Origin of the sequence: Acidovorax sp. sic0104 (assembly GCF_019219095.1) — a bacterium.
Lineage (GTDB): Bacteria > Pseudomonadota > Gammaproteobacteria > Burkholderiales > Burkholderiaceae_C > Acidovorax.
On sequence record NZ_JAHUWH010000008.1, the window covers coordinates 158,453 to 182,136 of the forward strand.

At 67.7% G+C, this 23,684-nt stretch carries 17 protein-coding genes; 7 read left to right on the forward strand and 10 right to left on the reverse strand.

The window, feature by feature from the left end; translation table 11 throughout:
- Positions 1-76 precede the first annotated feature (76 nt).
- The 7 genes from htpG to KW835_RS14910 all read right to left on the reverse strand — a co-directional run bounded on the left by htpG (position 77) and on the right by KW835_RS14910 (position 9,722).
- Positions 77-2,050, reverse strand: a complete 1,974-nt coding sequence (htpG, locus tag KW835_RS14880) for a molecular chaperone HtpG (protein ID WP_218383663.1) — start codon at positions 2,048-2,050, stop codon at positions 77-79.
- 231 nt (positions 2,051-2,281) lie between these two features.
- On the reverse strand, positions 2,282-3,217 hold the full coding sequence (locus KW835_RS14885) for an exopolyphosphatase (protein WP_218383665.1): 936 nt from the start codon (positions 3,215-3,217) through the stop codon (positions 2,282-2,284).
- Positions 3,218-3,313: 96 nt separating this feature from the next.
- On the reverse strand, positions 3,314-4,606 hold the full coding sequence (locus KW835_RS14890; RefSeq protein WP_218383667.1) for a triacylglycerol lipase: 1,293 nt from the start codon (positions 4,604-4,606) through the stop codon (positions 3,314-3,316).
- Positions 4,607-4,713: 107 nt separating this feature from the next.
- A complete protein-coding gene (locus KW835_RS14895) occupies positions 4,714-5,736 on the reverse strand; it encodes a pseudouridine synthase (RefSeq protein ID WP_255593545.1) in 1,023 nt (340 codons plus the stop codon).
- A 106-nt stretch (positions 5,737-5,842) separates the two neighbouring features.
- Positions 5,843-8,185, reverse strand: a complete 2,343-nt coding sequence (locus KW835_RS14900) for a bifunctional diguanylate cyclase/phosphodiesterase (protein WP_218383669.1) — start codon at positions 8,183-8,185, stop codon at positions 5,843-5,845.
- The gene (locus KW835_RS14905) at positions 8,182-8,823 is read right to left on the reverse strand and encodes a methylamine utilization protein (protein WP_218383671.1); all 642 of its coding nucleotides are present in this window, start codon (positions 8,821-8,823) and stop codon (positions 8,182-8,184) included. The genes KW835_RS14900 and KW835_RS14905 overlap by 4 nt, the downstream gene beginning before the upstream one ends.
- Positions 8,820-9,722 (reverse strand): DUF4394 domain-containing protein, encoded by a 903-nt coding sequence (locus KW835_RS14910; protein WP_218383672.1) that lies wholly within the window; start codon positions 9,720-9,722, stop codon positions 8,820-8,822. The genes KW835_RS14905 and KW835_RS14910 overlap by 4 nt, the downstream gene beginning before the upstream one ends.
- 426 nt (positions 9,723-10,148) lie before the next feature.
- Here KW835_RS14910 and KW835_RS14915 point away from each other — a divergent pair, with 426 nt between their 5' ends.
- Positions 10,149-11,879, forward strand: coding sequence for a methyl-accepting chemotaxis protein (locus KW835_RS14915; RefSeq protein ID WP_218383674.1), 1,731 nt, complete (start codon positions 10,149-10,151; stop codon positions 11,877-11,879).
- A gap of 58 nt (positions 11,880-11,937) precedes the next feature.
- Here the strand turns inward: KW835_RS14915 and KW835_RS14920 are convergent, their stop codons facing one another.
- Positions 11,938-12,684, reverse strand: a complete 747-nt coding sequence (locus KW835_RS14920; protein WP_218383676.1) for a Crp/Fnr family transcriptional regulator — start codon at positions 12,682-12,684, stop codon at positions 11,938-11,940.
- A gap of 148 nt (positions 12,685-12,832) precedes the next feature.
- Here KW835_RS14920 and KW835_RS14925 point away from each other — a divergent pair, with 148 nt between their 5' ends.
- Positions 12,833-14,029, forward strand: a complete 1,197-nt coding sequence (locus KW835_RS14925; protein ID WP_255593546.1) for an ABC transporter substrate-binding protein — start codon at positions 12,833-12,835, stop codon at positions 14,027-14,029.
- A 327-nt stretch (positions 14,030-14,356) separates the two neighbouring features.
- Here KW835_RS14925 and KW835_RS14930 read toward each other — a convergent pair whose 3' ends face one another.
- On the reverse strand, positions 14,357-15,226 hold the full coding sequence (locus tag KW835_RS14930; protein ID WP_218383678.1) for a general secretion pathway protein GspB: 870 nt from the start codon (positions 15,224-15,226) through the stop codon (positions 14,357-14,359).
- Between the two features lie 2 nt (positions 15,227-15,228).
- Positions 15,229-17,007, reverse strand: a complete 1,779-nt coding sequence (locus KW835_RS14935) for an ExeA family protein (protein WP_218383679.1) — start codon at positions 17,005-17,007, stop codon at positions 15,229-15,231.
- A gap of 285 nt (positions 17,008-17,292) precedes the next feature.
- Between KW835_RS14935 and KW835_RS14940 the strand changes: the two genes are divergently transcribed.
- From KW835_RS14940 to KW835_RS14960, 5 genes are all read left to right on the forward strand, one after another.
- Entirely contained in the window at positions 17,293-19,239 is a 1,947-nt protein-coding gene (locus KW835_RS14940; protein ID WP_218383681.1) for a long-chain fatty acid--CoA ligase, read from the forward strand.
- Positions 19,240-19,274: 35 nt separating this feature from the next.
- On the forward strand, positions 19,275-20,060 hold the full coding sequence (locus tag KW835_RS14945; RefSeq protein ID WP_218383780.1) for an ABC transporter ATP-binding protein: 786 nt from the start codon (positions 19,275-19,277) through the stop codon (positions 20,058-20,060).
- 16 nt (positions 20,061-20,076) lie between these two features.
- Positions 20,077-21,006, forward strand: coding sequence for a branched-chain amino acid ABC transporter permease (locus KW835_RS14950; RefSeq protein ID WP_218383682.1), 930 nt, complete (start codon positions 20,077-20,079; stop codon positions 21,004-21,006).
- A gap of 37 nt (positions 21,007-21,043) precedes the next feature.
- On the forward strand, positions 21,044-22,120 hold the full coding sequence (locus KW835_RS14955; protein ID WP_218383684.1) for a branched-chain amino acid ABC transporter permease: 1,077 nt from the start codon (positions 21,044-21,046) through the stop codon (positions 22,118-22,120).
- 187 nt (positions 22,121-22,307) lie between these two features.
- Positions 22,308-23,636, forward strand: a complete 1,329-nt coding sequence (locus tag KW835_RS14960; RefSeq protein ID WP_218383686.1) for an ABC transporter substrate-binding protein — start codon at positions 22,308-22,310, stop codon at positions 23,634-23,636.
- Positions 23,637-23,684 lie beyond the last annotated feature (48 nt).

The window sequence follows — 23,684 nt, forward strand, 5'->3', positions numbered from 1 at the left end:
TCGCGGGCGCCGGGCTTGCTGCATCTTGAATGGCTGACGGCATCCCACCGTCGAGCGGTGGGGGCCGTTCGGGGCCTCAGGCCAGCAGCGCGTTCACACGCTTGACGTAGGCCGCGGGGTCCTCGGGCAGGCCGCCTTCGGCCAGCAGGGCCTGGTCGAACAGGATGTGCGCCAGGTCGTGGAAGTGCACGCTGCCGTCGAGCTTCTTGACCAGCGCATGCTCGGCGTTCACCTCCAGCACGGGCTTGGATTGCGGCGCCTGCTGGCCGGCCTGCTTGAGCAGGCGTGCGAGCTGGTTGCTCATGCCGTCGTCCTGCACCACCAGGCAGGCGGGCGAATCCACCAGGCGGGTGGTCACGCGCACGTCTTCGGCCTTGTCCTTCAGGGCTTCCTTGAGCTTGGCGAGCACGGGCTTGAAGGCTTCGGCGGCTTCCTCGGCGGCCTTTTTCTCGGCCTCGTCCTGCAGCTTGCCCAGGTCCACCGCGCCCTTGGCCACGCTTTGCAGCGGCGTGCCGTCGAAATCCTGCAGGTAGTTCAGCGCCCACTCGTCCACGCGGTCGGTCATGAGCAGCACTTCGATGCCCTTCTTCTTGAAGACTTCGAGCTGTGGGCTGTTCTTGGCGGCGGCAAGCGTGTCGGCGGTGATGTAGTAGATGGCCTCCTGACCTTCCTTCATGCGCGCCTTGTAGTCGGCAAAGCCCACCGTCACGGCGTCGCTGGCGGTGCTGGCAAAGCGCAGCAGCTTGGCCAGGCGCTCGCGGTTGCCGAAGTCTTCGCCCAGGCCTTCCTTGAGCACGGAGCCGAACTCGCTGTAGAACGCTGTGTACTTGCCTTCCTTGGCCTTGTCGTCGGCATCGACCACATCGGTCACGCCCTCGGCATTCGCAGCGGTGTCGTGCTTGTCGTGTTTGGCCAGGTCTTCGAGCATGGAGAGCACGCGCTTGGTCGAACCTTCGCGGATGGCGCGCACGTCGCGGCTTTCCTGCAGCAGCTCACGGCTCACGTTCAGCGGCAGGTCGGCCGAGTCGATCACGCCCTTGACGAAGCGCAGATAGGTGGGCATCAGCGCCTCGGCGTCATCCATGATGAACACGCGCTTGACGTACAGCTTCACGCCCGCCTTCTTGTCGCGGTTCCACAAATCGAACGGTGCCTTGGCGGGGATGTACAGCAGCTGGGTGTACTCGGTGTTGCCTTCCACGCGGTTGTGCGCCCAGGTCAGCGGGGCTTCGTGGTCGTGGCTGATGGCCTTGTAGAACTCGGCGTATTGCTCTTCGGTGATGTCCTTCTTCGGGCGGGTCCACAGGGCGCTGGCCTTGTTGATGGTCTCCCACTCACCGGTCTTGACCATGCCGCCAGGCTGGCGGCCGCCATTCTCGTCCGATGGGTTGATCAACTCGCCGTCCTTCCACTCTTCCTTTTCCATCAGGATGGGCAGGCTGATGTGGTCGGAGTACTTGGCGATGACGGACTTGAGCTTCCAGGCGTTGAGGTATTCCTCGGCGTCGTCGCGCAGGTGCAGGATGATGCTGGTGCCGCGTGCTGCACGGTTGATGGCTTCCACCTCGAAGTCGCCCGTCCCACCGCTCACCCACCGCACGCCCTGGTCGGCCGGCAGGCCGGCGCGGCGCGATTCGACGGTGATCTTGTCGGCGACGATGAAGCCCGAGTAGAAGCCCACGCCGAACTGGCCGATGAGTTGTGCGTCCTGCTTCTGGTCGCCCGAGAGCTTGCCCATGAAGTCCTTGGTACCGCTCTTGGCAATGGTGCCCAGGTGGTCGATGGCCTCCTGCTGGCTCATGCCGATGCCGTTGTCAGTGATGGTCAGCGTCTTGGCGGCCTGGTCGAACGCGACGCGCACCTCGAGGTTGGGCGCGTCCTCGTACAGGGCGTTGTTGTTCAGCGCCTCGAAGCGCAGCTTGTCGCACGCGTCCGAGGCGTTGGAGATCAGCTCGCGCAGGAAGATTTCCTGGTTGGAATACAGCGAGTGCGTGACCAGGTGCAGCAGCTGGGCCACTTCGGCCTGGAAGGACAGGGTTTGCTTGCTCATGGGATGAATGCTCTGGATCAAGGTGAAAAAAAGCGGCGCCGGGCGCGTCCGGTCAGGGCTGCTCGGGCCAGGCAGGCGATGACATGGGGACCGACTGGCGCTTTTTCAAGGGCAAAGGCCCGCCTGTCCCCCCCCGCGAGGCAGGGCGCTCGCTGCCGCACGTTCGCAGCGGCATGCGGCCTGAAGGGGTAGAGGCCCGCGCGCACGCGGCGAGGGCCTCGCCCGAAAGCCTCAGCCTTCGAGCGTGATGCGCTGCACCAGCGACTGCAGGATCTTGTCGGCCCGGTCGTTGGAAACCTGGCAGGTGCCAGCGGCCGCGTGGCCGCCGCCGCCGAACTCCAGCATCAGATTGCCCACGTGCACCTGGCTGCTGCGGTCCAGGATGGACTTGCCGGTGGCGAACACGGTGTTCTGCTTTTGCAGCCCCCACATCACGTGGATGGAGATGTTGCTGTCGGGGAACAGCGCATAGATCATGAACCGGTTGGTCGCCCAGATGGTGTCTTCGCTGCGCAAGTCCAGCACCACCAGCTTGCCGATGTCGATGCCGCAGCGCAGCAGCTGCTCCTTCGCCTTGGGCGCGTGCTCGCGGTACAGCTGCACGCGCTCCTGAACGTCGGGCAGGGCCAGGATTTCGTCGATGGTGTGGTCGCGGCAGTACTGGATCAGGTCCATCATCAGCGCGTAGTTGCTGATGCGGAAGTCGCGAAAGCGCCCGAGCCCCGTGCGCGAGTCCATCATGTAGTTCAGCAGCACCCAGCCTTGCGGGTCCAGGATGTCCTCGCGCGAATACTGGGCGGAGTCGGCCTGGTCCACGGCGGCCATCATCTCCTCGGTGACGCGCGGGAACGCGGCCTTGCCCCCGTAGTAGTTGTAGACCACGCGCGCGGCCGAGGGGGCGTGCGCCTCGATGATGTGGTTCTCGTCGCGGCGGCCGGAGTTGCGCACGGTCTCGGACTCGTGGTGGTCGAACACCAGGTGGGCGCCGGGCACGTAGGGCAGGTTGGTGGTGATGTCGCGGCTGGTGATGGCGATCTTGCCGTCCTGCATGTCCTTGGGGTGCACGAAGGTGATGTCGTCGATGAGGTCGAGCTCATTGAGCAGCACGGCGCACACCAGGCCGTCAAAGTCGCTGCGGGTAACCAGGCGGTATTTCACGTCGCTCACTAGCTTCTCCTTGTTTCGGTTCTCACAGCCGCATGGTAGCGGCGTCTCCACGTCCGTCCGCACCGTTGGCATCAAAAAGGCACCCTCCGGTCGTTTTCACGCGGTCTTCAGCCATTGTTCGACCTGACGGGCCACGCGCACGTCGTCCAACATCGCCAGATGCCCCATGTTGTGGAACACCGCCTGCCGGTCTTGCGCGAACTGCAGGCAACGCCGCGCATCATCGTGGATGCCCAGGGCGCTGCGCAATGGCACCAGGCCGTCTCCCAACAGGCGCTCGGCTACCGGGCTGCGCCGCGGCGCCAACGTGGCCGCCACGGCGCAGCATGCCACCCCGGGTGGCAGCGGCACGGGGGTGCGCTGGTCGGGGCTCTTGCGAAAGCGGTCGCGCCCGGCCCAGTCGGCGTCGCACACGTGGCCGTAGCGCAGGTCGGTGATGCCGGCACTGCGCAGCTGCGCCAGCCGCGCAAAGGGGCGCGAATAGGCAGAGCTGCCCAGCAGCACGTCCACCCAGCTGCCCGCCCGCTCCAGCGGCGCACCGTGGTGCGGCGTGCCCAGGCACACCAGGTGGCGCAGCAGGCCCCGCCAGCGCGCGGCAGAGGCCTGGTCGCCGGCCGCCGCGTACTGGCAGGCGCTGCGGGCCACCAGACCGCCCATGCTGTGGGCGAGGATTGCCAGGTCCGTGACCGGCACGGGCCAGACTCCCACCAGTGCGTCGAGCATCCGGGACAGTTCAGCGCCGTTGGCGGAAGTGTGCAGGCCCGTGTTGTAGCGCAGGTAGACCGGTGTGTATCCCAGCGCCTCTCCCAGGTAGGCGCCGTGGTCGTGGCCGCCGCGCTGCCACTGCAGGTCGTTCATGCACAGGCCATGCACCAGCACCAGCAGCTTGCCGCTGGCGCGGCCTGCAGCCCCCAGCGCCACCGGATCCAGGGGAAGGCCGTCCTGATGGAAGCCCATGGGCGTACACAGCGGGTTGCCGTCGGCCTGCAGCCGGTCGCCCATCACGCCGTTCAGCGCCGCCAGCACGGCCTGGCGCTCCCACTGCACGCCGGCCTCCGCCGGGCCCTGCACCAGGGGCTCCAGCCGCTGCAGGCCCGCCTGCAGGCCGGCGTCCACCAGGCGGGTCACGCCGCGGATGCTCTGGTAGACCAGCCCGGTAAACCCGCGCGCCTGGCCCGGCTGTGCGCCGCCCGGCAGGCCCAGCGTGCAGAGCACCGATTGGTGCACGCCCTCGACCACGCGGGTGATGCCCGTGGTGGCCTGGGTGGCCAGCCGGGCCACGCCGCGCAGGTCCGACGCCCGCAGTTGCTGCAACGGGCGCGGTGCCGCCGACGGGGCCGCTGGCGGGCGTGACAGAGGGCGTGAACGGGGGCGAGGCGTGGAGGACATGGCAATGTGTTCAATCGGGCTCAAAAGGACGCCATGGCCGACCCCGCGGCCCGCACCCGGTCTGCCGTACCCCCACCCGGCAGGCGGGACCATGCGCTCATGCGGCGTCAGAACTGCTCATGCGGCGAGAGGTAGCGCCACTGCCCCACCGGCAGGTTGCCCAGGGTCACCCGGCCTATGCGGATGCGCTTGAGCCCCACCACTTTCAGGCCCACCTGCTCGCACATGCGGCGGATCTGGCGTTTCTTTCCCTCGGTGAGCACGAAGCGCAACTGCTCTGGGTTCTGCCATTCGACCTTGGCCGGCTTGAGCGCCTGGCCGTCCAGCGACAGACCATGGCACAGCCGCGCGAGCTGCTCGCGCGGGAAGGCTGCCTGCACGTCGGTGGCGATGTCGCCGTACTGCACGCGCACCAGGTACTCCTTGTCCACCGTGGAGTCCTCGCCGATCAGGTGGCGCGCCACGCGGCCGTCCTGGGTCAGCACCAGCAGGCCCACCGAGTCGATGTCGAGCCGCCCGCAGGGCGCCAGGCCCCGCAACTGCGGCGGCGAGAAGCGGTTGCGGCTCGGGTCGTCGCGCCAGTGGGTACGGGGGTTGATCAGCGCCACGGCGGGCGTGTGGCCGTCCTCGGCCTGGCCGCTCACGTAGCCCATGGGTTTGTGCAGCAGGATGGTGACGCGCTGTTCCTGGAAGCCCTGGGCGACCTTGTCGACCTCGATGCGGTCGGTGGGCAGCACCTGCTGGCCCATCTCCGCCACCTGGCCATTGACCTTGACCCAGCCCTGCGCCACCCATTCGTCTGCCTCGCGGCGCGAACACATGCCCAATTCAGCCATGCGCTTGTTCAGGCGCGAGCTGACCAGGCCGTTGGGGGCCACGGTGCGCGCGGCCGGCGCGGGGGGCTGGCGCACCGGGGCGACAAACCCCGTGCCGGACGCGGTGCGGTAGCCGGACGGTGCAGGCGCACGGGAGGGCCGGGGCGCCGGCGCGGGCCGTGCAGGGGCGGCCTTGGCGGCCTTGCCCGCGATCACGGGACGGCGAAGCACCGGACGCGGTGCGGACGGGCCGCCGGCATCCGGGACGGGGGCCGCGGTGGGGCCGGCGGGCGGGCGGGAGCTGGAAGAGGACATTGCGCGTATTTTCGCCTGTGGGCCGGTCGGGCCTTGCGCGCCCGGCGCCAAAAAGACCGGAAACGGTGCCGCTGCGGCACCCGCCACCGGTGAAAAACCGCAAAGCTTACCCCTGGCGCGCCTGCCAGGCCAGGAAATCCTCCACCGGCAGCGGGCGGGTGATGTGGTAACCCTGCGCCTCGTCGCAGGCCAGCACGCGCAGCCGCTCCAGGATGCCGGCCGTCTCCACCCCTTCGGCCACCACCGTGAGCCCCAGGTTGTGGGCCAGGTCGATGGTGGAGCGCACGATGGTGGCGTCGTCTTCGCCCACCTCCATGCCCATCACGAAGGACTTGTCGATCTTGAGCTCGTCCACCGGCAGGCGCTTCAAGTACGCCAGCGACGAGTAGCCCGTGCCAAAGTCATCGATGGACAGCTTGAACCCCTGCTCCGACAGCTTGTTGAGCATGGCCTCGGCGCGCAGCGGGTCATCCATGATCGCGCTCTCGGTGATCTCCAGGCAGAACGATGCAGCCTGCACGCCGTAGCGTGCCAGGATGGCCGCCAGGCGCTGGCTGAGTTCGGGGTCGAGCAGGTCGCGCGTGGACAGGTTCACCGACACCCGCAGGGACAGGCCCCGCGTGCGGGGTTCGGCCAGCAGCCGGGCCACGGCCTCGAACATCCACAGCGTGAGCTGCCGCACGAAGCCAGTCTGCTCGGCGAACGGGATGAACTCGGCGGGCGGCACCAGGCCCCGCTGCGGGTGCGCCCAGCGCACCAGCGCCTCGGCCGCCAGGCCCCCCTGCCCGTGCAGCGCCACCTTGGGCTGCAGGTACAGGCGCAGTTCGTCCTTCTCCACGGCACGGCGCAGCTCGCTCAGGAGCGACAAGGTGAGCGTGCTGGCCGAATCGAATGTCGCGTCGTACTGCTGCGCCCCGCTGAGCCTGCGCTTGGCGGCGTACATGGCGATCTCGGAGCGGCTGAGCAGCGTATCGGCATCGTCCGCATCGCCCGGCCAGCACGCAATGCCCATGCCCGCGCTCAGGTCCACCGTCTGGTCTTCGAAGGCCAGCGGCTCCTCGAACGAGCGGGCGATGCGCTGCGCCATGTCGTGCGCCGCAGCGGCGTCGGCGTCGGGCAGCAGCACGGCGAACTCATTGCCGCCCAGCCGCGCCACCATGTCATCGGGTGAGCGCACCTGCTGTCGCAGCCGCTCGGCCACGCCCTGCAGCAGGCGGTCGCCAAAGGCATATCCGAGCACATCGTTCACGTGCTTGAAGCGGTCCAGGTCGAGCGTGAGCACAGCCAGCGGGCGCGGCGAGGCACCTTGGCCGGAGCTGTTCGCGATGGCCTGCACGACGGCGTCGCGAAAACGCTCCCGGTTGGGCAGCCCCGTCAGGCGGTCCCAGTAAGCCAGGCGGCGGATCTCCGTCTGCTGCGTGCCGATGTCCACGCGCATGCGGTCGAACGAGCGCGCCAGGTTGCCGATCTCGTCGGTGCGCCGCGTATGCTCCATCGGCACGTCGTACTCGCCGCGCGACAGCCGTTGAGTGGCCCCCAGCAGCGAGCGAAGCGGCGTGGCCAGGCGCTGGGCCACCAGGCCCGTGCCGACCGCAAACAGCAGCACACCCGCCACGGTGATGATGGCCAGCAGCACCTGCAACTGGCGGTACGGCGCCAGCACGTCGTCCACCGAGCGCAGCAGCAGCGCCTCGACGCCGCCCCCCACGCTGTCCATGCGGACGGCCCGTGCGAGCAAGCTGCCGTCCGCCGTGGTCAGCTCGCCGGCCCCCGCGCCCTGGCGCTTGAGCTGGGCCAGAGGCTCTGCGGGCAAGGTGGCGACCGGCATGGTCACCGCGCCGGCCTGGTCCTTGATCACCAGCACCACGTGCACCGACAACAGCCGCCGCATCTCGTCCGCCAGAGACTGGTCGATCGGAAAGCCCATGAGCACCCAGCCGATGACCACGGGCGCTCGCAGCGGCACCATCACGAACTGGTAGGGCACGCCGCCCATCACCGCGATCTGGCTGCCCTGCGGCTGAGCTGCCAGCGGCGGCACGATCTGGCGCAGCGTGGCGGGGAGCTCCTCCATGCTGTCCGACAGGCTGGCCGCGCGCAGCGTGAGGTCGGTGCCCAGCAGCGCGGTCACCGCAGCGCCGATGCGGCTGCCGTGGTTCTCGAGCACCGACTGGATGGTCTGCTCGTCCCCAGAATTCACCGCCGACCGGAAGCCGTAGTCCGCCGCGAGCAGCGCCGAGCCCTGGCGCAGTTTGTCGGCGTTCTGGTCAAGCAGGCGCCGCCAGACGTTCTCGTCCAGGTCGAGCGCCTGCGCGATCTGGGTGCGGGCGTTGCGCTCGATGCTGGCGCGCACGACCGCGAAGCCTGCGGCCTGCACGATGAGCAGCAACAGCAACGACAGCCCCACCAGCCGCAGGATGAGGCTGCGCCGGGGCCAGCGCAGCGTCAAGGCAACAACCCCGTCATGCGCACCGATGCGGCGCCGGTGCCCGTGGCGGGCACGGTGATCGCCTGCTCCAGCGCGGGTGTCCCCACGGGCAGGCGGCTGTGCCAGGTGCGCAGCGTGTAGCTGCCGGGCGGCACGTTGTCGATCTGCGCCCGGCCGCTGGTCACCTGGCTGCGGGTATAGAAAGGCGTCTCCACCACCAGGATCCAGCCCACCATCTGGTCATGGATGTTGCAGCCGAGCACCGCCACGCCCGGGCGGTCGAACAGCACAGGGTTGGCGGGCGTGCCGGCATAGAGCTTGAGCTCGAACTTCTTGGTTGGAGAGAACGAATACACGTGGTGCCGCACTGAGTCGTTGTTCGGGAAGCGCACCTCCGAGCCCACCGGCACCACCAGCACCCCGGGAACGAACTGGCGCTTTTCCTGCGCCATCTCCGCGCTGGCCAGCGGCTTGGCCAGCTTCTTAGCCTCGGTCGAATCCAGGAACACCACCGCATCGGCCACGGGCTTGCCCGTGGCGTCCAGAACGTCCACCTGCACCGTGGCGGCGTGCGCCGCCGGCACCACGCCCGCCAGCCCCACGACCCAAGCCATGGCCATTGCCAACCGTGCCACCGCAGTGCGCAGGCAGGCTGTCATGGCTCTATCGCGATGCCCACCAGCGGCGCGCCTTCGCCCACGCGGCCCAGGAGCCTGGCTGCGCCGGTCTTGAGGTCCACCAGCACAAGGCGCGTCTGCAGGTCTGTGGCGGTGCGCACTGCCGCCAGGGCCGCATTGCCCACATCGGCAATGTCAAAGGACACATCGGCCAGCGGTCCCAGGCCCAGCGGCCCCACGGTACGCAGCTGGCCTGTGTTGGGCGAAACCACCGGCGTCGTGCCCTCGAGCGAGCCCTGCATGACCAGCACGCCCAGCGCGCGGTCGATGGCGTAGTTGGTGGTGATCTTGCTGTCCTGGGTGTTGTAGGTGTACGCGGCGCCCGCGATATCGGGCGTGCGGCCGGCGTTAACGTCGCTGGCGGCGTAGCGCAGCCACGGGTCGGGCTGCACGCCATCGGCGGCCGCGTCACCATCCACCACCGCACCGGTATCCGGGTGCAGGCGCAGGTTCAGGCCGGTGTTCGAGACCACGCGGATGCGGTCGGCCGCGGGGTTGAAGTCGAAGCCGAACACCCGGCCCTTCAGCGGTACCACGGCCGCCGCCGCGCCCACCGGGCGCAGCGCGCCGGACGGGATGTCGAGCGTGTACAGCCGCCCCGACTGCGCCAGCGCGTACAACACGCCGCGCGCCACACGAAAGTCGATGCCCACCAGCCGCTCGCCTTCTGGCAGTCCAGTGACGGGGCGGCGCTCGAGGACGCGCCCGGGATCACCGGCGTTGAAGGTGATGAGCTCGTGCGCTGCCGTGACGGCCACCACGAGCTCGCGGCGGCTCGGGTCCGCAGGCGGCGATGTCGAACAACCGGCGACCACGGCAGCCACCGCCAGCAGCGCACCCATGGCCGGACGGTGCGCAAAGGAAAGGGATTTCAGTGTCATCGTGCGCCTTGAATGTGTAACATGGTTATAACCGAACATCCTTGCCCCCACACGCGCCACCTTGCGCTCAGGCGCACACGGAATGCTATCATTTTAATAGCTTCAAATGCTATGATACAAGCGCATTTAGCCATTCTGGCTCATAATTTCAGACTAGCGCAAGCCCGTACATCGTCTCATCTTACGGCTCTCGCTGCCGCGGTCATTTGTAACAGCCGTCCATGCAATTTGGGCATGCGCCCATCCGTAAGCCTCATGCCGGGATGCGTCCTTTCTGCCTACACTGCCCGGCGGGGATGGGCACCGTTATTGCTTGCCATGGCGGTGTGCTGCGGCGGACTCGCCGTCCACTGTTCCCCAGCCGGCCATTTGATCGACTGACTGATTGTTGTTTGTCCGCTTCTTCACCGAGACCCAAGGAAAACCATGCCGGCCGCTTCGTCCTTCAAATCCTTGTCGATCTCCAGCCGCCTCGGACTGGGTTTCGGCTGCGTGCTCGTTTTGCTGCTGGCCGTGGCTGCCGTGGGCCAGTTGTCCATCGGCAAGATGCACGAGCAGATGCTGCAGATCACTGGCGTAGGAGCCGCCAAGGCCAAGCTGGTCAACAGCATGCTCGAGAGCGTGAGCGCCATCGGCATCCAGGGGCGCTCGGCTGCCATGCTCAACGACATCGACCCCAAACAGGCACGCGAGCAGATCACCAGCGTGAACAAGACGCTGGCCGACTATGCGCGCCAGGAAGCAGCGCTGGCCGAACTGATCAAGTCCGACACAGCCACGCCCGCCGAGGTGAAGCTGCTGGGCGAGGTGCAGGAGCTCGGCCGCAAGGCGCGCCCGGAGCTCGACAACGCCATCAAGGCCGCCGACGACGGCGACACGGTGAGCGCATCGCTCGCGCTCATGACCCGTGTGGCGCCTGCGGAGACCGCCTGGCGCGCCAAGCTTCGCGAGCTCATCGATCTGCAAAACACCTTGAACGCCGAGGCGACCGCATCGGCCGAGGCCACGCAAACTCGCGCCCGCGCGGTGGGCAGCGTGCTGGTGCTGCTGGCCATCGGCCTGGGCGCGCTGATCGCGTGGCGCATCACCGCCAGCATCACGGCACCCATCGGCCGCGCCGTGGTGGTGGCCGAGCGAATCGCGCGTGGCGACCTCACCTCCCAAGTCGAGGTGCGCATCCACGATGAAACCGGCCGCCTGCTGGAAGCCATCGCCGCGATGCAGGAACGCCTGCGCACCCTGGTCGGCGAGATCGGGCAGACGTCCGACTCCATCCTGGTGGCCAGTTCCGAGGTGGCCTCGGGCAACCTCGACCTGAGCCAGCGCACCGAGCAGACCTCGCACAACCTGCAAAGCGCTGCGTCGTCGCTGGTTGACCTGACGGGCACCGTGGCACAAAGCGCGGACTCGGCCCGCCAGGCCAACCAGCTCGCGTCCACCGCATCGGACGCTGCAACGCGCGGCGGCGAGGTGGTGTCGCAGGTGGTGCGCACCATGGACACCATCAGCGCCAGCTCGCGCAAGATCGCCGACATCATCAGCGTGATCGACGGCATCGCCTTCCAGACCAACATCCTCGCGCTGAACGCTGCGGTGGAGGCAGCCCGCGCTGGCGAACAGGGCCGCGGCTTCGCCGTGGTGGCCGGGGAAGTGCGCAGCCTGGCGGGCCGCTCGGCCAACGCCGCCCGCGAGATCAAGGCCCTGATCGGCGCCAGCGTCGAGCAGGTGCAGGAAGGCAGCACGCTGGTGCACCACGCCGGCAAGACAATTGAAGACCTGGTGCTGTCGGTACGCCGCGTGTCCGACATCATGGGCGAGATCACTGCCGCCACGCAGGAGCAGAGCCAGCGCATCGGCCACGTAAGCCAGTCGGTGGGCGAGCTCGAAGAGATGACGCAACAGAATGCCGCGCTGGTCGAGGAAGGCGCCGCCGCAGCCGACAGCCTCAAGGACCAGGCGGGGCGCCTCACGCAGATGGTGGGCGCGTTCCGCCTCTCGCGCAACGGCGGCGACGCCGACAGCTGGGAGCCGCAAGCCGTCAGTGCCCCGCCAGCGTCAACCCCGTTGGCCGCGCCAGTCTTGCGCAAGTCAGCAGGTGCAGCGGCACCCCGGCTACAGACACCGCGCCAGGACCTGCCGTCGCTGCCACGCGGCTGAGGAAACGTGGCACGGCAGGCGCATTGCGGCACACCGCGATGCGCCTCGCAACAGGTTCTCAGTCCCCACCCGGCTGCCCCCGCAGCGCAAAGATGCTGGAGCGCAGCGCCGACAGCTCCAGCACGCGCAGCCCGCCGTACTCCACGCGGATCGCGCCCTGCTCCTCCAGAGTGGTCAGCGCCTCGTTCACGCGCTGGCGCGACAGCCCCACCAGGTACGCCAGCTCCTGCTGGGTGATGCGCAGCACCTCACCCACGCCCGGGTACAGCACCGGGTTGAACAGTGACGCCAGGCTGCGCGCCACTCGCACGTCGGGGTTGCCAAAGCGGTCGATCTCACGCGCAGCGATGAACTGGCCCAGACGCTCATTGAGCTGGTTCATCACGAAGCGGTTGAAGCCGATGGAGTGATCCAGCAGCCAGTGGAAGGTGTCGATGGGCAGGCCCGCCACCACGCTCTTCCTCAGCGCCTGGATGTTGTAGCGGTACGGCTCGCGCTTGAGCGCCGTGCCCTCGCCGAACCAGCCGCCCGGGGGCACGCCGGTGAAGGTCATGGTCTGTCCCTGGGCGTTGTCGCTGCTCATCTTGAGCAGGCCTTCCACCACGCCAAACCAGTAGGTCACGGGCCGGCCCAGGCGGCACACGTAGTCGCCCGCCTTGGCATCACCCACCAACAGAGAGGCCACCGCACGCTCGCGCTCGGGCGGTTGCAGTTGGTCCAGCCAGGGAATGCCGTCGAGCTCTTCGGCGGTGGGCGCCCGACGGCGCTGGTGCAACGACAGGTCCTGGTGCGTGCGAGGGTCCATGACAGGGTGCGGCGGGTGCGGCTGATAGGGAAATCCTGATTCGAATTGTCGTCAGAAAGACAAAAAAATGCCAATCTGCACTCGATGATGGCCCCTCCTCCGGGCTAGGAACCTGTTCAAGGCCCGGGTCCACCGAGGAGACAACAACATGAAGAACCACCACCGATCCACACGCATCGTTGCCACCGCCAAAGAATGCCACAGCCCCGTACGGCGCCAGCTTCTGGCGGCTGCCGCAGCCCTGCCTTTGGCGGGCTTGGCGAGCGTGACGGGGCCCGCTCGCGCGCAGGAAGGCGCCATCCGCATCGCGCAGTCCACCGCGCTCACCGGGCCGCTGGGCGATCTGGGCTCGGCCATGCACCAGGGCGCCAAGGCCGCGTTCGCCAGCATCAACGCGCGGGGCGGCGTGAATGGCCGCACCATCGAACTCGTGACCCGGGACGATGCCTACGAGGTGCCCAAGGCCCTGGCCAACGTCGAACAATTCCTGGCAGACCGCGACGTCTTCGCGCTGTTCAACTGCATGGGCACGCCGATGATCGATGCCATGCTGCCCAAGGTGATCGACAGCGGCATCCCGTTCTTTGCCCCGTTCACGGGCGCGCAGCTCAGCCGCACCAAGAACGCGCGCAATGTATTCAACATCCGCGCCAGCTACGCCGACGAGGCCGAGAAGCTGGTGCAGCACCTGTCCACCATCGGCATCCAGCGCATCGGCATCGTCTATCAGAACAACTCCTTCGGCAAAGAGGTGTTCGCGTCCGCCAAGCAGTCGATGGACCGGCTCAAGCTCCCCGAGGCCGCCACGGTGACGGTGGAGAACAACGCGTCGGACGCCGGCACCGCCGCCGCCAAGCTGGCGGCGGGCAACCTGGAAGCCATCGTGATCGGCCTGGCCGGCAAGCCCACGCTGGAGTTCGTGAAGGCGTTCCGGGCCTTGAAGCGCGGGGTGACGCTGTACGCGCTGTCGGTCATGGGCACGCCCGCCACCGTCAAGGCCCTGGGCGCCGATGCCACCGGCATGGCCATCTCGCAGGTCGTGCCGCTGCCGTCCAACGCGGTGATGCCGGTGGTGCGCGACTTTCAGGCCGCGTGGAAGGCATCGGGTGCCACCGCCGAGCCCTCGCACCTCGCGCTGGAGGGCTACATCAACGCCCGCGTGTTCGCCGAAGCGCTACAGCGCGCCGGGCGCAACCCGACGCGCGCGGCATTCATCGATGCAAGCTGGAACCTCAAGAAATGGGACCTGGGCGGCTTCGAGGTCAGCGCCAGCACGCCCGACCGCAATGCGTCGCGCTTTGTCGAGCTGACGCTGGTGGGGCGGGATGGCAGATTTATTAAATGACCCCCTGAGCCGCTGCGCGTCTTCCCCAAGGGGGACGCACCCGGTGGCCCGGCGAAGCCGGTTCCACGGGTGCACTCGCGTTGGCGGCGTGCGGGCTTTGAGGGTGGTGGGCTGTGGTGGGCGTTTTCTGCGACGCTATATGTTTGATAGCTGCTGGCGCTTTTTGGATGGGCGGTGGCGGTACGGCGGCGGTAGGCCCGGTGGTGGGGCTGGGGCGCCGAGGCAGGGCGGCAGGGGAAACTTGGCGCGTCGCCATACCTTCGCTATATTTTTAATAGCTGCCAGCGCTCTCCAGATAAGCGGTAGCAGCCTTTTTTGATCAAAAACCTACTGCGACGCGACGCCGTAGCGGTAGCCGCGGAATGTCCAGACCGTGCGGCCGGGTTCGACGCGTTCGAGCACCAGGCCGGGGGCAGCCTGGTCGCCCTCATGCAGCACCTGGCCGTTGACGATGGCCATGCGGTAGGCCGGGTTGTTCGAGTGCGTGGCGCCGCTGACCTTGAGCGTGGGCAGTTGCGTGCGCACCGATTCGGGTAGATCGGCCTGGGCGAAGACCGGGCCGCCCGAGGGCGCCGCGGCGGTGGGCTCGGCCTGGGGGCGCTGCGCGGCCAAAGGTTCGCGCGCGGCGGCGGATTCGGGCCGGGAGCGGCTGGGCTCCGGCAGGGGCGCGAGCGTGCGGGTGGCGGGTGGCTGCGGCGGCGGTGCTGCCGCCACGGCCCGTTCGCGCGCGGGTGTGGTGGGCCGCTTGTCGGCCACCCGGGAATCGAGAGGCGGTGGCGATACGGCAGCGGGGCGCTGCGGCGCCGGGGCAACTGCGGCGGGCGCAGCAGGCACAGGGGCCACAGTCGGTGCGGCAGCTGCCACGGGCGCCTGGGCGGCCGCTGCGGCGGGAGGCGGCACAGGAGCAGGCTGCGCGGCGGGTATTGCCGGTGGGGCGGCCGCAGGTGGCGTCGCGAGCGCCACTGCGGGGGCGGCCGCCGGCATAGCCTGCCGCTGCATCACCCACCAGGTACCGGCCACGGCCACCACGGCCACCGCTGCGGCCGAAGCCACACCGATCAGCACGCCGGACGGGCCGGTGCGCCCCGCCGTCGGCGAGAGTCCGGCGGCTGGCGTTGCATGGGTGTGCAGGCCGGGCACAGCGCCCCGGCCTCGTTCGGCGTCCGCGCGCCGCAGCGCATCAAGGATGTAGGACATGGTCAGAGCTTGGATTGCAGACGCGGTTCATTCACGCCGGTGGCGCGGTTGAGCAGCATGAGGGTCAGGGGGCCAGCGCGGCCGTCGGGCGTCACGCCCTGGGCCAGCTGGAAGCGGTGGATGCGCGACTGGCGCAGCGCGGGCGTCATCGGCTTGGCGGGCATGGCACCCGTGCCGCCCGCCGCCTTGCTGGCAAGCCGCTGGTCCAGCCAGGCGGCGCCTGCGGGCGACTCGGCAATGTCTCCCCTGTCGGGCATGCCGGCCGGGATGCGCCACAGCGTGGCGATATCGCCACGCCAGACCTGGGCCAGCTCGGCCACCGGCACCTGCAGCGTACGGCCCGCGCCCTCCAGTGTGGCGGTATCGTTGCTCAGGCCCCGCAGCACCACGGAGACGGGGGCTTCGGCCTCTTCCGACGCATACAGCCCCAGCAGCACGGGCCGGTCGATCTGGCGCACCAGGTTCAGACCTGCGCGCCGGTTGCGGTAGCACCGCAGGCCGTCGCGCGGCAGGCTGGCGCAGGCATCCGCGCCGGCGGGGATGCTCACGCCCCAGGCCGACGCCAGGGCCTGCCAGGCACCTGCATCGCTGGCGGGCTGCGATTGCACGAACTGCTCCAGGGCCGACAGCGGCACGGCGCTGGTCGATGCCGAAGGCGCGGAAGACGGCGCACCCGCGGCGGTTGCCGCCGACGCGGCCGATGCGGCCGATGCGGGCAAGCTTGCCGGCCGGGCAGGTCCGGATGCCGCCGGCGCCCGTTGCGCCGCCCCGGCTGCGGCAACGGCGGGCGCCACTGCAGCGCCTGCCGTCTCAGTGCGCGCAGGCTTGGCAGGCCAGCCCCCCAAAGCCCAGCCCGCTGCGGCCACGGCAGCCGCGCCGGCCACGGCGCCGAGGCCGGCTGACGCCCAGCGCGGCCAGGCGCCGGAAGGCGTGCCCCGCAGGGCCCGGGCCGAGCCGGGTGCATCGAAAACTTCGCGCGCCGCACGGTCCACGATGGCCTTGGAAACCTGGCGGGCACCAGCCGCGTAGGCCCCCAGCAGCGCACGGTCGCACAGGAGATTGATGCGCCTGGGGATGCCGTGCGAGAGCTTGTGCACGCGCTGGATGGCACGCCGGTCGAAGGGCAGCGGTCCGTTGAGCCCCGCCACCGCCAGGCGGTGCGCGATGTACTGGTGCGTCTCCTGCTGCGTGAGCGCGCCCAGGTGAAAGCGCGCAATCACGCGCTGCGCCAGCTGCTCCATCGAGGGCCGCGCCACCATGGCGCGCAGCTCGGGCTGACCAATGAGGATCACCTGCAGCAGCTTGCGCTCGCTGGTCTCCAGGTTGGTGAGCAGGCGCAGTTGCTCCAGCACGTCCGCCGACAGGTTCTGCGCCTCGTCGATGATGAGCACCGTGTTGCGCCCCGCTCCGTGCGCGGCCAGGAGCGACGCATTGAGTGGATCGATGTAGTCCTTGACCGTCTCCACGCCGCCCGGCACGGTCGGCTTGTGCGGTATGCCGAACTCGTCGCAGATGGAGCGCAGCAGCTCGCGCACCGTGAGCTTGGGGTTGAAGATATAGGCCACGTTGCAGTGCTGCGGGATCTGCTCCAGGAAGCAGCGGCACACGGTGGTCTTGCCCGCACCCACCTCGCCCGTCAGCAGCACGAAACCGCCGCCTGCGTCCAGCCCGTACAGCAGGTGGGCCAGCGCTTCCCGGTGCCGTTCGCTCATGAACAGGTAGCGGGGGTCGGGTGCGATGGAAAACGGCGGATGCTGGAGACCGAAAAACGGGGCGTACATCCCATGAGGATACCGCCCCGGTGTGAAGCGTTCCCCTGCGGGCCGGCTGCCGCAGCATCCGGCACGTTTTCGAGGCCGTTCAGGGTTTCACCCAACAAGGAGTTTCCCGTAAATTGTCGTCGGCAAGACAAGATGGCGTCAAAGTGAGTTCTACATTCCTTTCAACGCGCCACCCACGCGCTGCCCCGTTGCGCCGTCAACGCGGCAGCGGTCCCGGCAGGCGCAGGATGGACCGACGCCGCCACAGGCATGCCTGGGCGCCCCTTCTCTCACCCGAGGACCGGAATGAAGACCACGTTCCCCCAGCAACTGCTGCGCCACGCCGCCGAACGCCCCACGGCGGCAGCCCTGCGTGAAAAAGAGTACGGCATCTGGCAGACCCACACCTGGGCCGACCTGGCGCGACTGGTGGAGCAGGTGGCCGCCGGCCTGCACCAGGCGGGCCTCAAGCGCCACGAGCACATGGTGGTGATCGGCGCCAACCGCCCGCGCCTGTACGCCACCATGCTCGCCGCCCAGTCGCTGGGCGCCATCCCCGTGCCGCTGTACCAGGATGCGGTGGCGGCGGAATGCATCTTCCCGCTCAACAACGCCGAGGTGCGCTTTTGCCTGGTCGAAGACCAGGAGCAGGTGGACAAGATGCTGGAGATCCGCGAGCAGTGCCCGCAGATCGAACACATCTACTTCGACGACCCGCGCGGCCTGCGCAACTATGCCGAGCAGGGCCTCTATGCGCTCGACACACTGATCGACTCCGGCAAGGCCTTCGTGGCCCAGCACCCTGGGTGGTTCCGCACCGAAGTGGGCAAGGCCAGCCCCGACGACGTGGCCGCGATGTTCTTCACCTCGGGCACGACGGGCAACCCCAAGGGCGTGGTGCACACCCACAGCACGCTGCTGGACCGCGCGTCCGCTGGCGCCGAGTTCGACAGGCTCACCGGCAGCGAGGAAGTGCTGGCCTACCTGCCACCCGCCTGGATCGGGCAGAACATCTTCAGCTACGCGCAGTGGCTGTCGTGCGGCTACGTGGTCAACTGCCCCGAATCGGCCAGCACGGTGTCGATCGACCTGAAGGAAGTCGGCCCCACCTACTACTTCGCGCCGCCGCGCATCTTCGAAGGCCTGCTCACCAGCGTGATGATCCGCATGGAGGACGCCGGCGCCATCAAGCGCAAGATGTTCAAGGCCTGCATGGCCGTGGCCCAGCGCGTGGGCCCCGCGCTCATGGACGGCCAGAGCGTGGGCCTGCTTGACCGCATGAAGTACGCGCTGGGCAACGTGCTGGTATACGGCCCGCTGCGCAACAACCTGGGGTTCAGCCGCGTGCGGGTGGCCTACACGGCGGGCGAGGCCATCGGGCCCGACCTGTTCACCTTCTACCGCTCCATCGGCATCAACCTGAAGCAGCTGTACGGCTCCACCGAGACCGCCGTGTTCGTCTGCCTGCAGCCCGACAACCAGGCGCGTGCCGACACCGTGGGCGTGCCGATCCGCGGCGTGGAGATCAAGGTGGCCGACAACGGAGAGATCCTGGTCAAGTCCGCCGGCCTGCTCAAGGAGTACTACAAGAACCCCAAGGCCACGTCCGAGGTGCTGACCGACGACGGCTGGTACCACACCAGCGATGCGGGCTTCCTCGATGCGCAAGGGCACCTCAAGATCATCGACCGCGTGAAGGACGTGGGCCGCATCAAGGGCGGCGCCAACGACGGCGCCATGTTCGCGCCCAAGTACGTGGAGAACAAGCTCAAGTTCTTCCCGCACATCAAGGAAGTGGTCGCCCTGGGCGACGGCCGCGAGAAGGTGTGCGTGATGGTCAACATCGACTTCGACGCCGTCGGCAACTGGGCCGAGCGCCGCAACCTGCCTTACGCGGGCTACACCGACCTGGCGCAAAAGCCCGAGGTGTACGGCCTGATCCGGGAGTGCGTGGAAAAGGTCAACGCGGACCTGGCCACCGACGCGCTGCTCGCCGGCAGCCAGGTCAGCCGCTTCCTGGTGCTGCACAAGGAGCTGGACGCCGACGACGGCGAACTCACGCGCACCAACAAGGTCCGCCGTGGCTTCATAGCCGAGAAGTATGGCGTGCTGGTCGACGCGCTGTATGCCGGCCGCACCGAGCAGTTCATCGAAACCCAGGTCAAGTTCGAGGACGGCCGCACGGGCAGCGTGAGCGCCACGCTCAAGCTGTCCGATGCCAAAACGTTCACCCCCGTGAAGACCGCCGCATGAAGCCCGCCCTCTACCCGCCCGAGAAGGCACACGCCATGACCACAAAGAAGATCGGCGACGTCATCCTGGACGTCAAGAACATCAGCCTGCGGTTCGGCGGGGTGAAGGCGCTGACCGACATCTCGTTCAACGTGCGCGAGCACGAGATCCGCGCCATCATCGGCCCCAACGGCGCGGGCAAGAGCTCCATGCTCAACTGCATCAACGGCGTGTACACGCCGTCCGAGGGCTCCATCACCTTCCGGGGCAAGACCTTTGCACACATGAACTCGCGCCAGGTGGCCGAGATGGGCGTGGCGCGCACCTTCCAGAACCTGGCGCTGTTCAAGGGCATGAGCGTGATCGACAACATCATGACGGGCCGCAACCTCAAGATCAAAAGCAACCTGCTGATGCAGGCGCTGCGGTGGGGCCCCGCCGAGCGCGAGGAGATCGCCCACCGCGAGAAAGTCGAGCACATCATCGACTTCCTTGAGATCCAGGCGTTTCGCAAGACCCCCGTGGGCCAGCTGCCCTACGGCCTGCAAAAGCGCGTGGACCTGGGCCGGGCCCTGGCCATGGAGCCGCAGGTGCTGCTGCTGGACGAGCCCATGGCCGGCATGAACGTGGAGGAAAAGCAGGACATGTGCCGCTTCATCCTGGACGTGAACGACGAGTTCGGCACCACCATCGTGCTCATCGAGCACGACATGGGCGTGGTGATGGACATCAGTGACCGCGTGGTGGTGCTCGACTACGGCAAGAAGATCGGCGACGGCACGCCGGATGAAGTGCGCAACAACGAAGATGTGATCAGCGCCTATCTGGGCACGAGCCACTAAGGGGCGGGAGAAAAAAATGGCTTTCTTTCTCGAAACACTGATCGGCGGCCTCATGGCCGGCATGCTGTATTCGCTGGTGGCACTGGGCTTTGTGCTGATCTACAAGGCCTCGGGCGTTTTCAACTTCGCGCAGGGCGCGATGGTGCTGTTCGCGGCACTGGCCATGGCGCGCTTTGCCGAATGGATTCCCAAGTGGACGGGCATCACGAGCCCCATCGTCGCCAACCTGGCGGCCTTCATCATCGCGGGCGCCATCATGTTCGTGGTGGCCTGGGTGATCGAGAAGCTGGTGCTGCGCCACCTGGTGAACCAGGAAGGCGCCACACTGCTCATGGCCACGCTCGGGATCACCTACTTCCTTGAAGGCCTGGGTCAGACGATGTTCGGCAGCGACATCTACAAGATCGACGTGGGCATGCCCAAGGACCCGATCTTCATGCTGGAGAGCATGTTCCAGGGCGGCATCCTGGTGAACAAGGAAGACGTGATCGCGGCAGCCATCGCGGCCGGACTGGTGGCCCTGCTGTCGGTGTTCTTCCAGAAGACCTCCACCGGCCGCGCCCTGCGCGCCGTGGCCGACGACCACCAGGCCGCCCAGTCCATCGGCATTCCGCTCAACCGCATCTGGGTGATCGTGTGGTGCGTGGCCGGCGTCGTGGCCCTGGTGGCCGGGATGATCTGGGGCAGCAAGCTCGGCGTGCAGTTCTCGCTGACCACCGTGGCGCTGCGCGCGCTGCCGGTGGTGATCCTGGGCGGCCTCACGTCCGTGCCCGGCGCCATCATCGGCGGGCTGATCATTGGCGTGGGCGAGAAGCTCTCGGAGGTCTACCTGGGCCCGTTCGTGGGCGGGGGCATCGAGATCTGGTTTGCGTATGTGCTGGCCTTGGTGTTCCTTCTCTTCAGGCCTCAGGGGCTCTTTGGCGAGAAGATCATTGATCGCGTCTGAACGGCTCTGACAACAACGACAAGCACAGGAGACCACCATGCTTTACCGCGAAAACGGCCAGTTCAAGACCAGCTACCGCGCCGACCAGCAGATCTTCCCCATCGCACAGGACCGGCTGGCCATCCTGCTCATCCTGGCCGTGGCCTTCCTGGTGGTGCCTGCATTCGCCAGCGACTACATCTTCCGCGCCATCCTGATCCCCTTCGTCATCATGGCGCTGGCGGCCCTGGGGGTGAACATCCTCGTGGGCTACTGCGGACAGATCTCGCTGGGCTCGGGTGCGTTCATGGCGGTGGGCGCCTACGGGGCCTACAACTTCTTCGTGCGCTTTCCGGGCATGCCGCTGGTTCCGGCCATCATCCTGGGCGGCCTGTGCGCCACGTTCTTCGGCATCCTGTTCGGCCTGCCCAGCCTGCGCGTGAAAGGTTTGTACCTGGCCGTGGCCACGCTGGCCGCGCAGTTCTTCTCGGACTGGATGTTCCTGCGCATCAAGTGGTTCACCAACAACTCCGACTCGGGCTCGGTGTCGGTGAGCAATCTGCAGGTGCTGGGCATGCCCATCGAGAGCGCCGCCAGCAAGTACATCTTCTGCCTGGCCCTGCTGGTCGTGGTGGCCCTGCTGGCCAAGAACCTCGTGCGCGGCGCCATCGGCCGCGAATGGATGGCCATCCGCGACATGGACGTGGCCGCAGCCGTGATCGGCATCCGCCCCATGTACGCCAAGCTCAGCGCCTTCGCGGTCAGCTCCTTCATCATCGGCATGGCCGGCGCGCTGTGGGCCTTCGTGCACCTGGGCGCATGGGAGCCCGCGGCCTTCTCGGTGGAGGTGTCGTTCCGCCTGCTGTTCATGGTGATCATCGGCGGCCTGGGCTCCATCATGGGCGCGTTCTTCGGCGCGGCCTTCATCGTGGTGCTGCCCATCGTGCTCAACCAGTTCCTGCCGGCCTTGCTGGGCCTGTTCGGCATCGAGATCTCCACCGCCGGCATCTCGCACGCCGAGCTGATGATCTTCGGCGCGCTGATCGTGTGGTTCCTGATCGTAGAGCCGCACGGCCTGGCCAAGCTGTGGTCCACCGCAAAGCAAAAGCTTCGCCTGTGGCCCTTCCCGCATTGATTGATATGCACCCCCTGAGTCGCTTCGCGCCTTCCCCCTCTCCTTCGGGAGGGGGACGCCACCGGTGGCCTGGCAAAGCCAGTTCCACGGTGGCGCTGGCCTCGTGCATGCCAGTGCAAAGCTCGCAGCCCTTGAATCCGTCAGTTTCTTCCCCGTGCTTCAACACATTCATTCAAAGGAGACATCCATGAAGCTTTCGAAACTCGTGATCGCCGCTGCGGTGGTTGCCGCTGGCGCCTCGTCCGTCGCGACGAGTGCCTTCGCGCAAGCCAAGGAGCAGTTCTTCCCGCTGCTGTCCTACCGCACCGGCCCCTACGCGCCCAACGGCGTGCCTTGGGCGAACGGCAAGCAGGACTACATCAAGATGATCAACGCCCGCGACGGCGGCATCAACGGCGTGAAGCTCACCTTTGAAGAGTGCGAGACGGGCTACGCCACGGACCGCGGCGTGGAGTGCTACGAACGCCTGAAAGGCAAGCCCGGCGTGTCGCTGTTCGACCCACAGGCCACCGGCATCACCTTTGCGCTCACCGAGAAGGCGCCCGTGGACAAGATTCCGCTGATGACACTGGGCTATGGTTTGTCGGTGGCGCAGGACGGCCAGGCGTTCAAGTGGAACTTCCCCTTCATGGGCAGCTACTGGACCGGCGCCGACATCCTGATCCAGCACATCGGCAAGACGGCGGGAGGTCTGGACAAGCTCAAGGGCAAGAAGATCGCCCTGGTCTACCACGACAGCCCCTTCGGCAAGGAACCTATCCCGCTTTTGCAGGAGCGCGCCAAGATGCACGGCTTCGAGCTGCAGATGCTGCCCGTGACCGCGCCCGGCGTGGAGCAGAAAGCCACCTGGCTGCAGGTGCGCCAGAGCCGCCCCGACTACGTGCTGCTGTGGGGCTGGGGCGTGATGAACTCCACCGCGCTGAAGGAAGCGCAGGCCACCGGCTTCCCGCGCGACAAGCTGTATGGCGTGTGGTGGGCCGGCGCCGAGCCGGACGTGCGCGATGTGGGCGAAGGCGCCAAGGGCTATCACGCCCTGGCGCTCAACGGCTACGGCACGCAAAGCAAGGTCATCCAGGACATCATGAAGCACGTGCACGACAAGGGCCAGGGCACGGGTCCCAAGGACGAAGTGGGTTCAGTGCTGTACACGCGCGGCGTGATCATCCAGATGCTGGCCGTCGAGTCGGTGCGCCGCGCGCAGGAGCGCTTCGGCAAGGGCAAGGTCATGACCGGCGAGCAGGTGCGCTGGGGCATGGAGAACCTGGCGCTGGACCAGAAGAAGCTCGACGCCATGGGCTTTGGCGGCGTGATGCGCCCCCTGTCCACCAGCTGCGCCGACCACATGGGCTCCACCTGGGCGCGCGTGCACACCTGGGACGGCAAGAAGTGGGACTTCTCGTCCGACTGGTACCAGGCCGATGAGCAGATCTTGAAGCCCATGGTGAAGGCCGGTGCGGAGAAGTACCTGGCGGACAAGAAGATGACGCGGCGAGATGCTGCGGACTGCCAGTCTTGATTCGGTACATCCCCCTGAGATGGCGCGGGGGGCAGCCGCCTGAGGCGG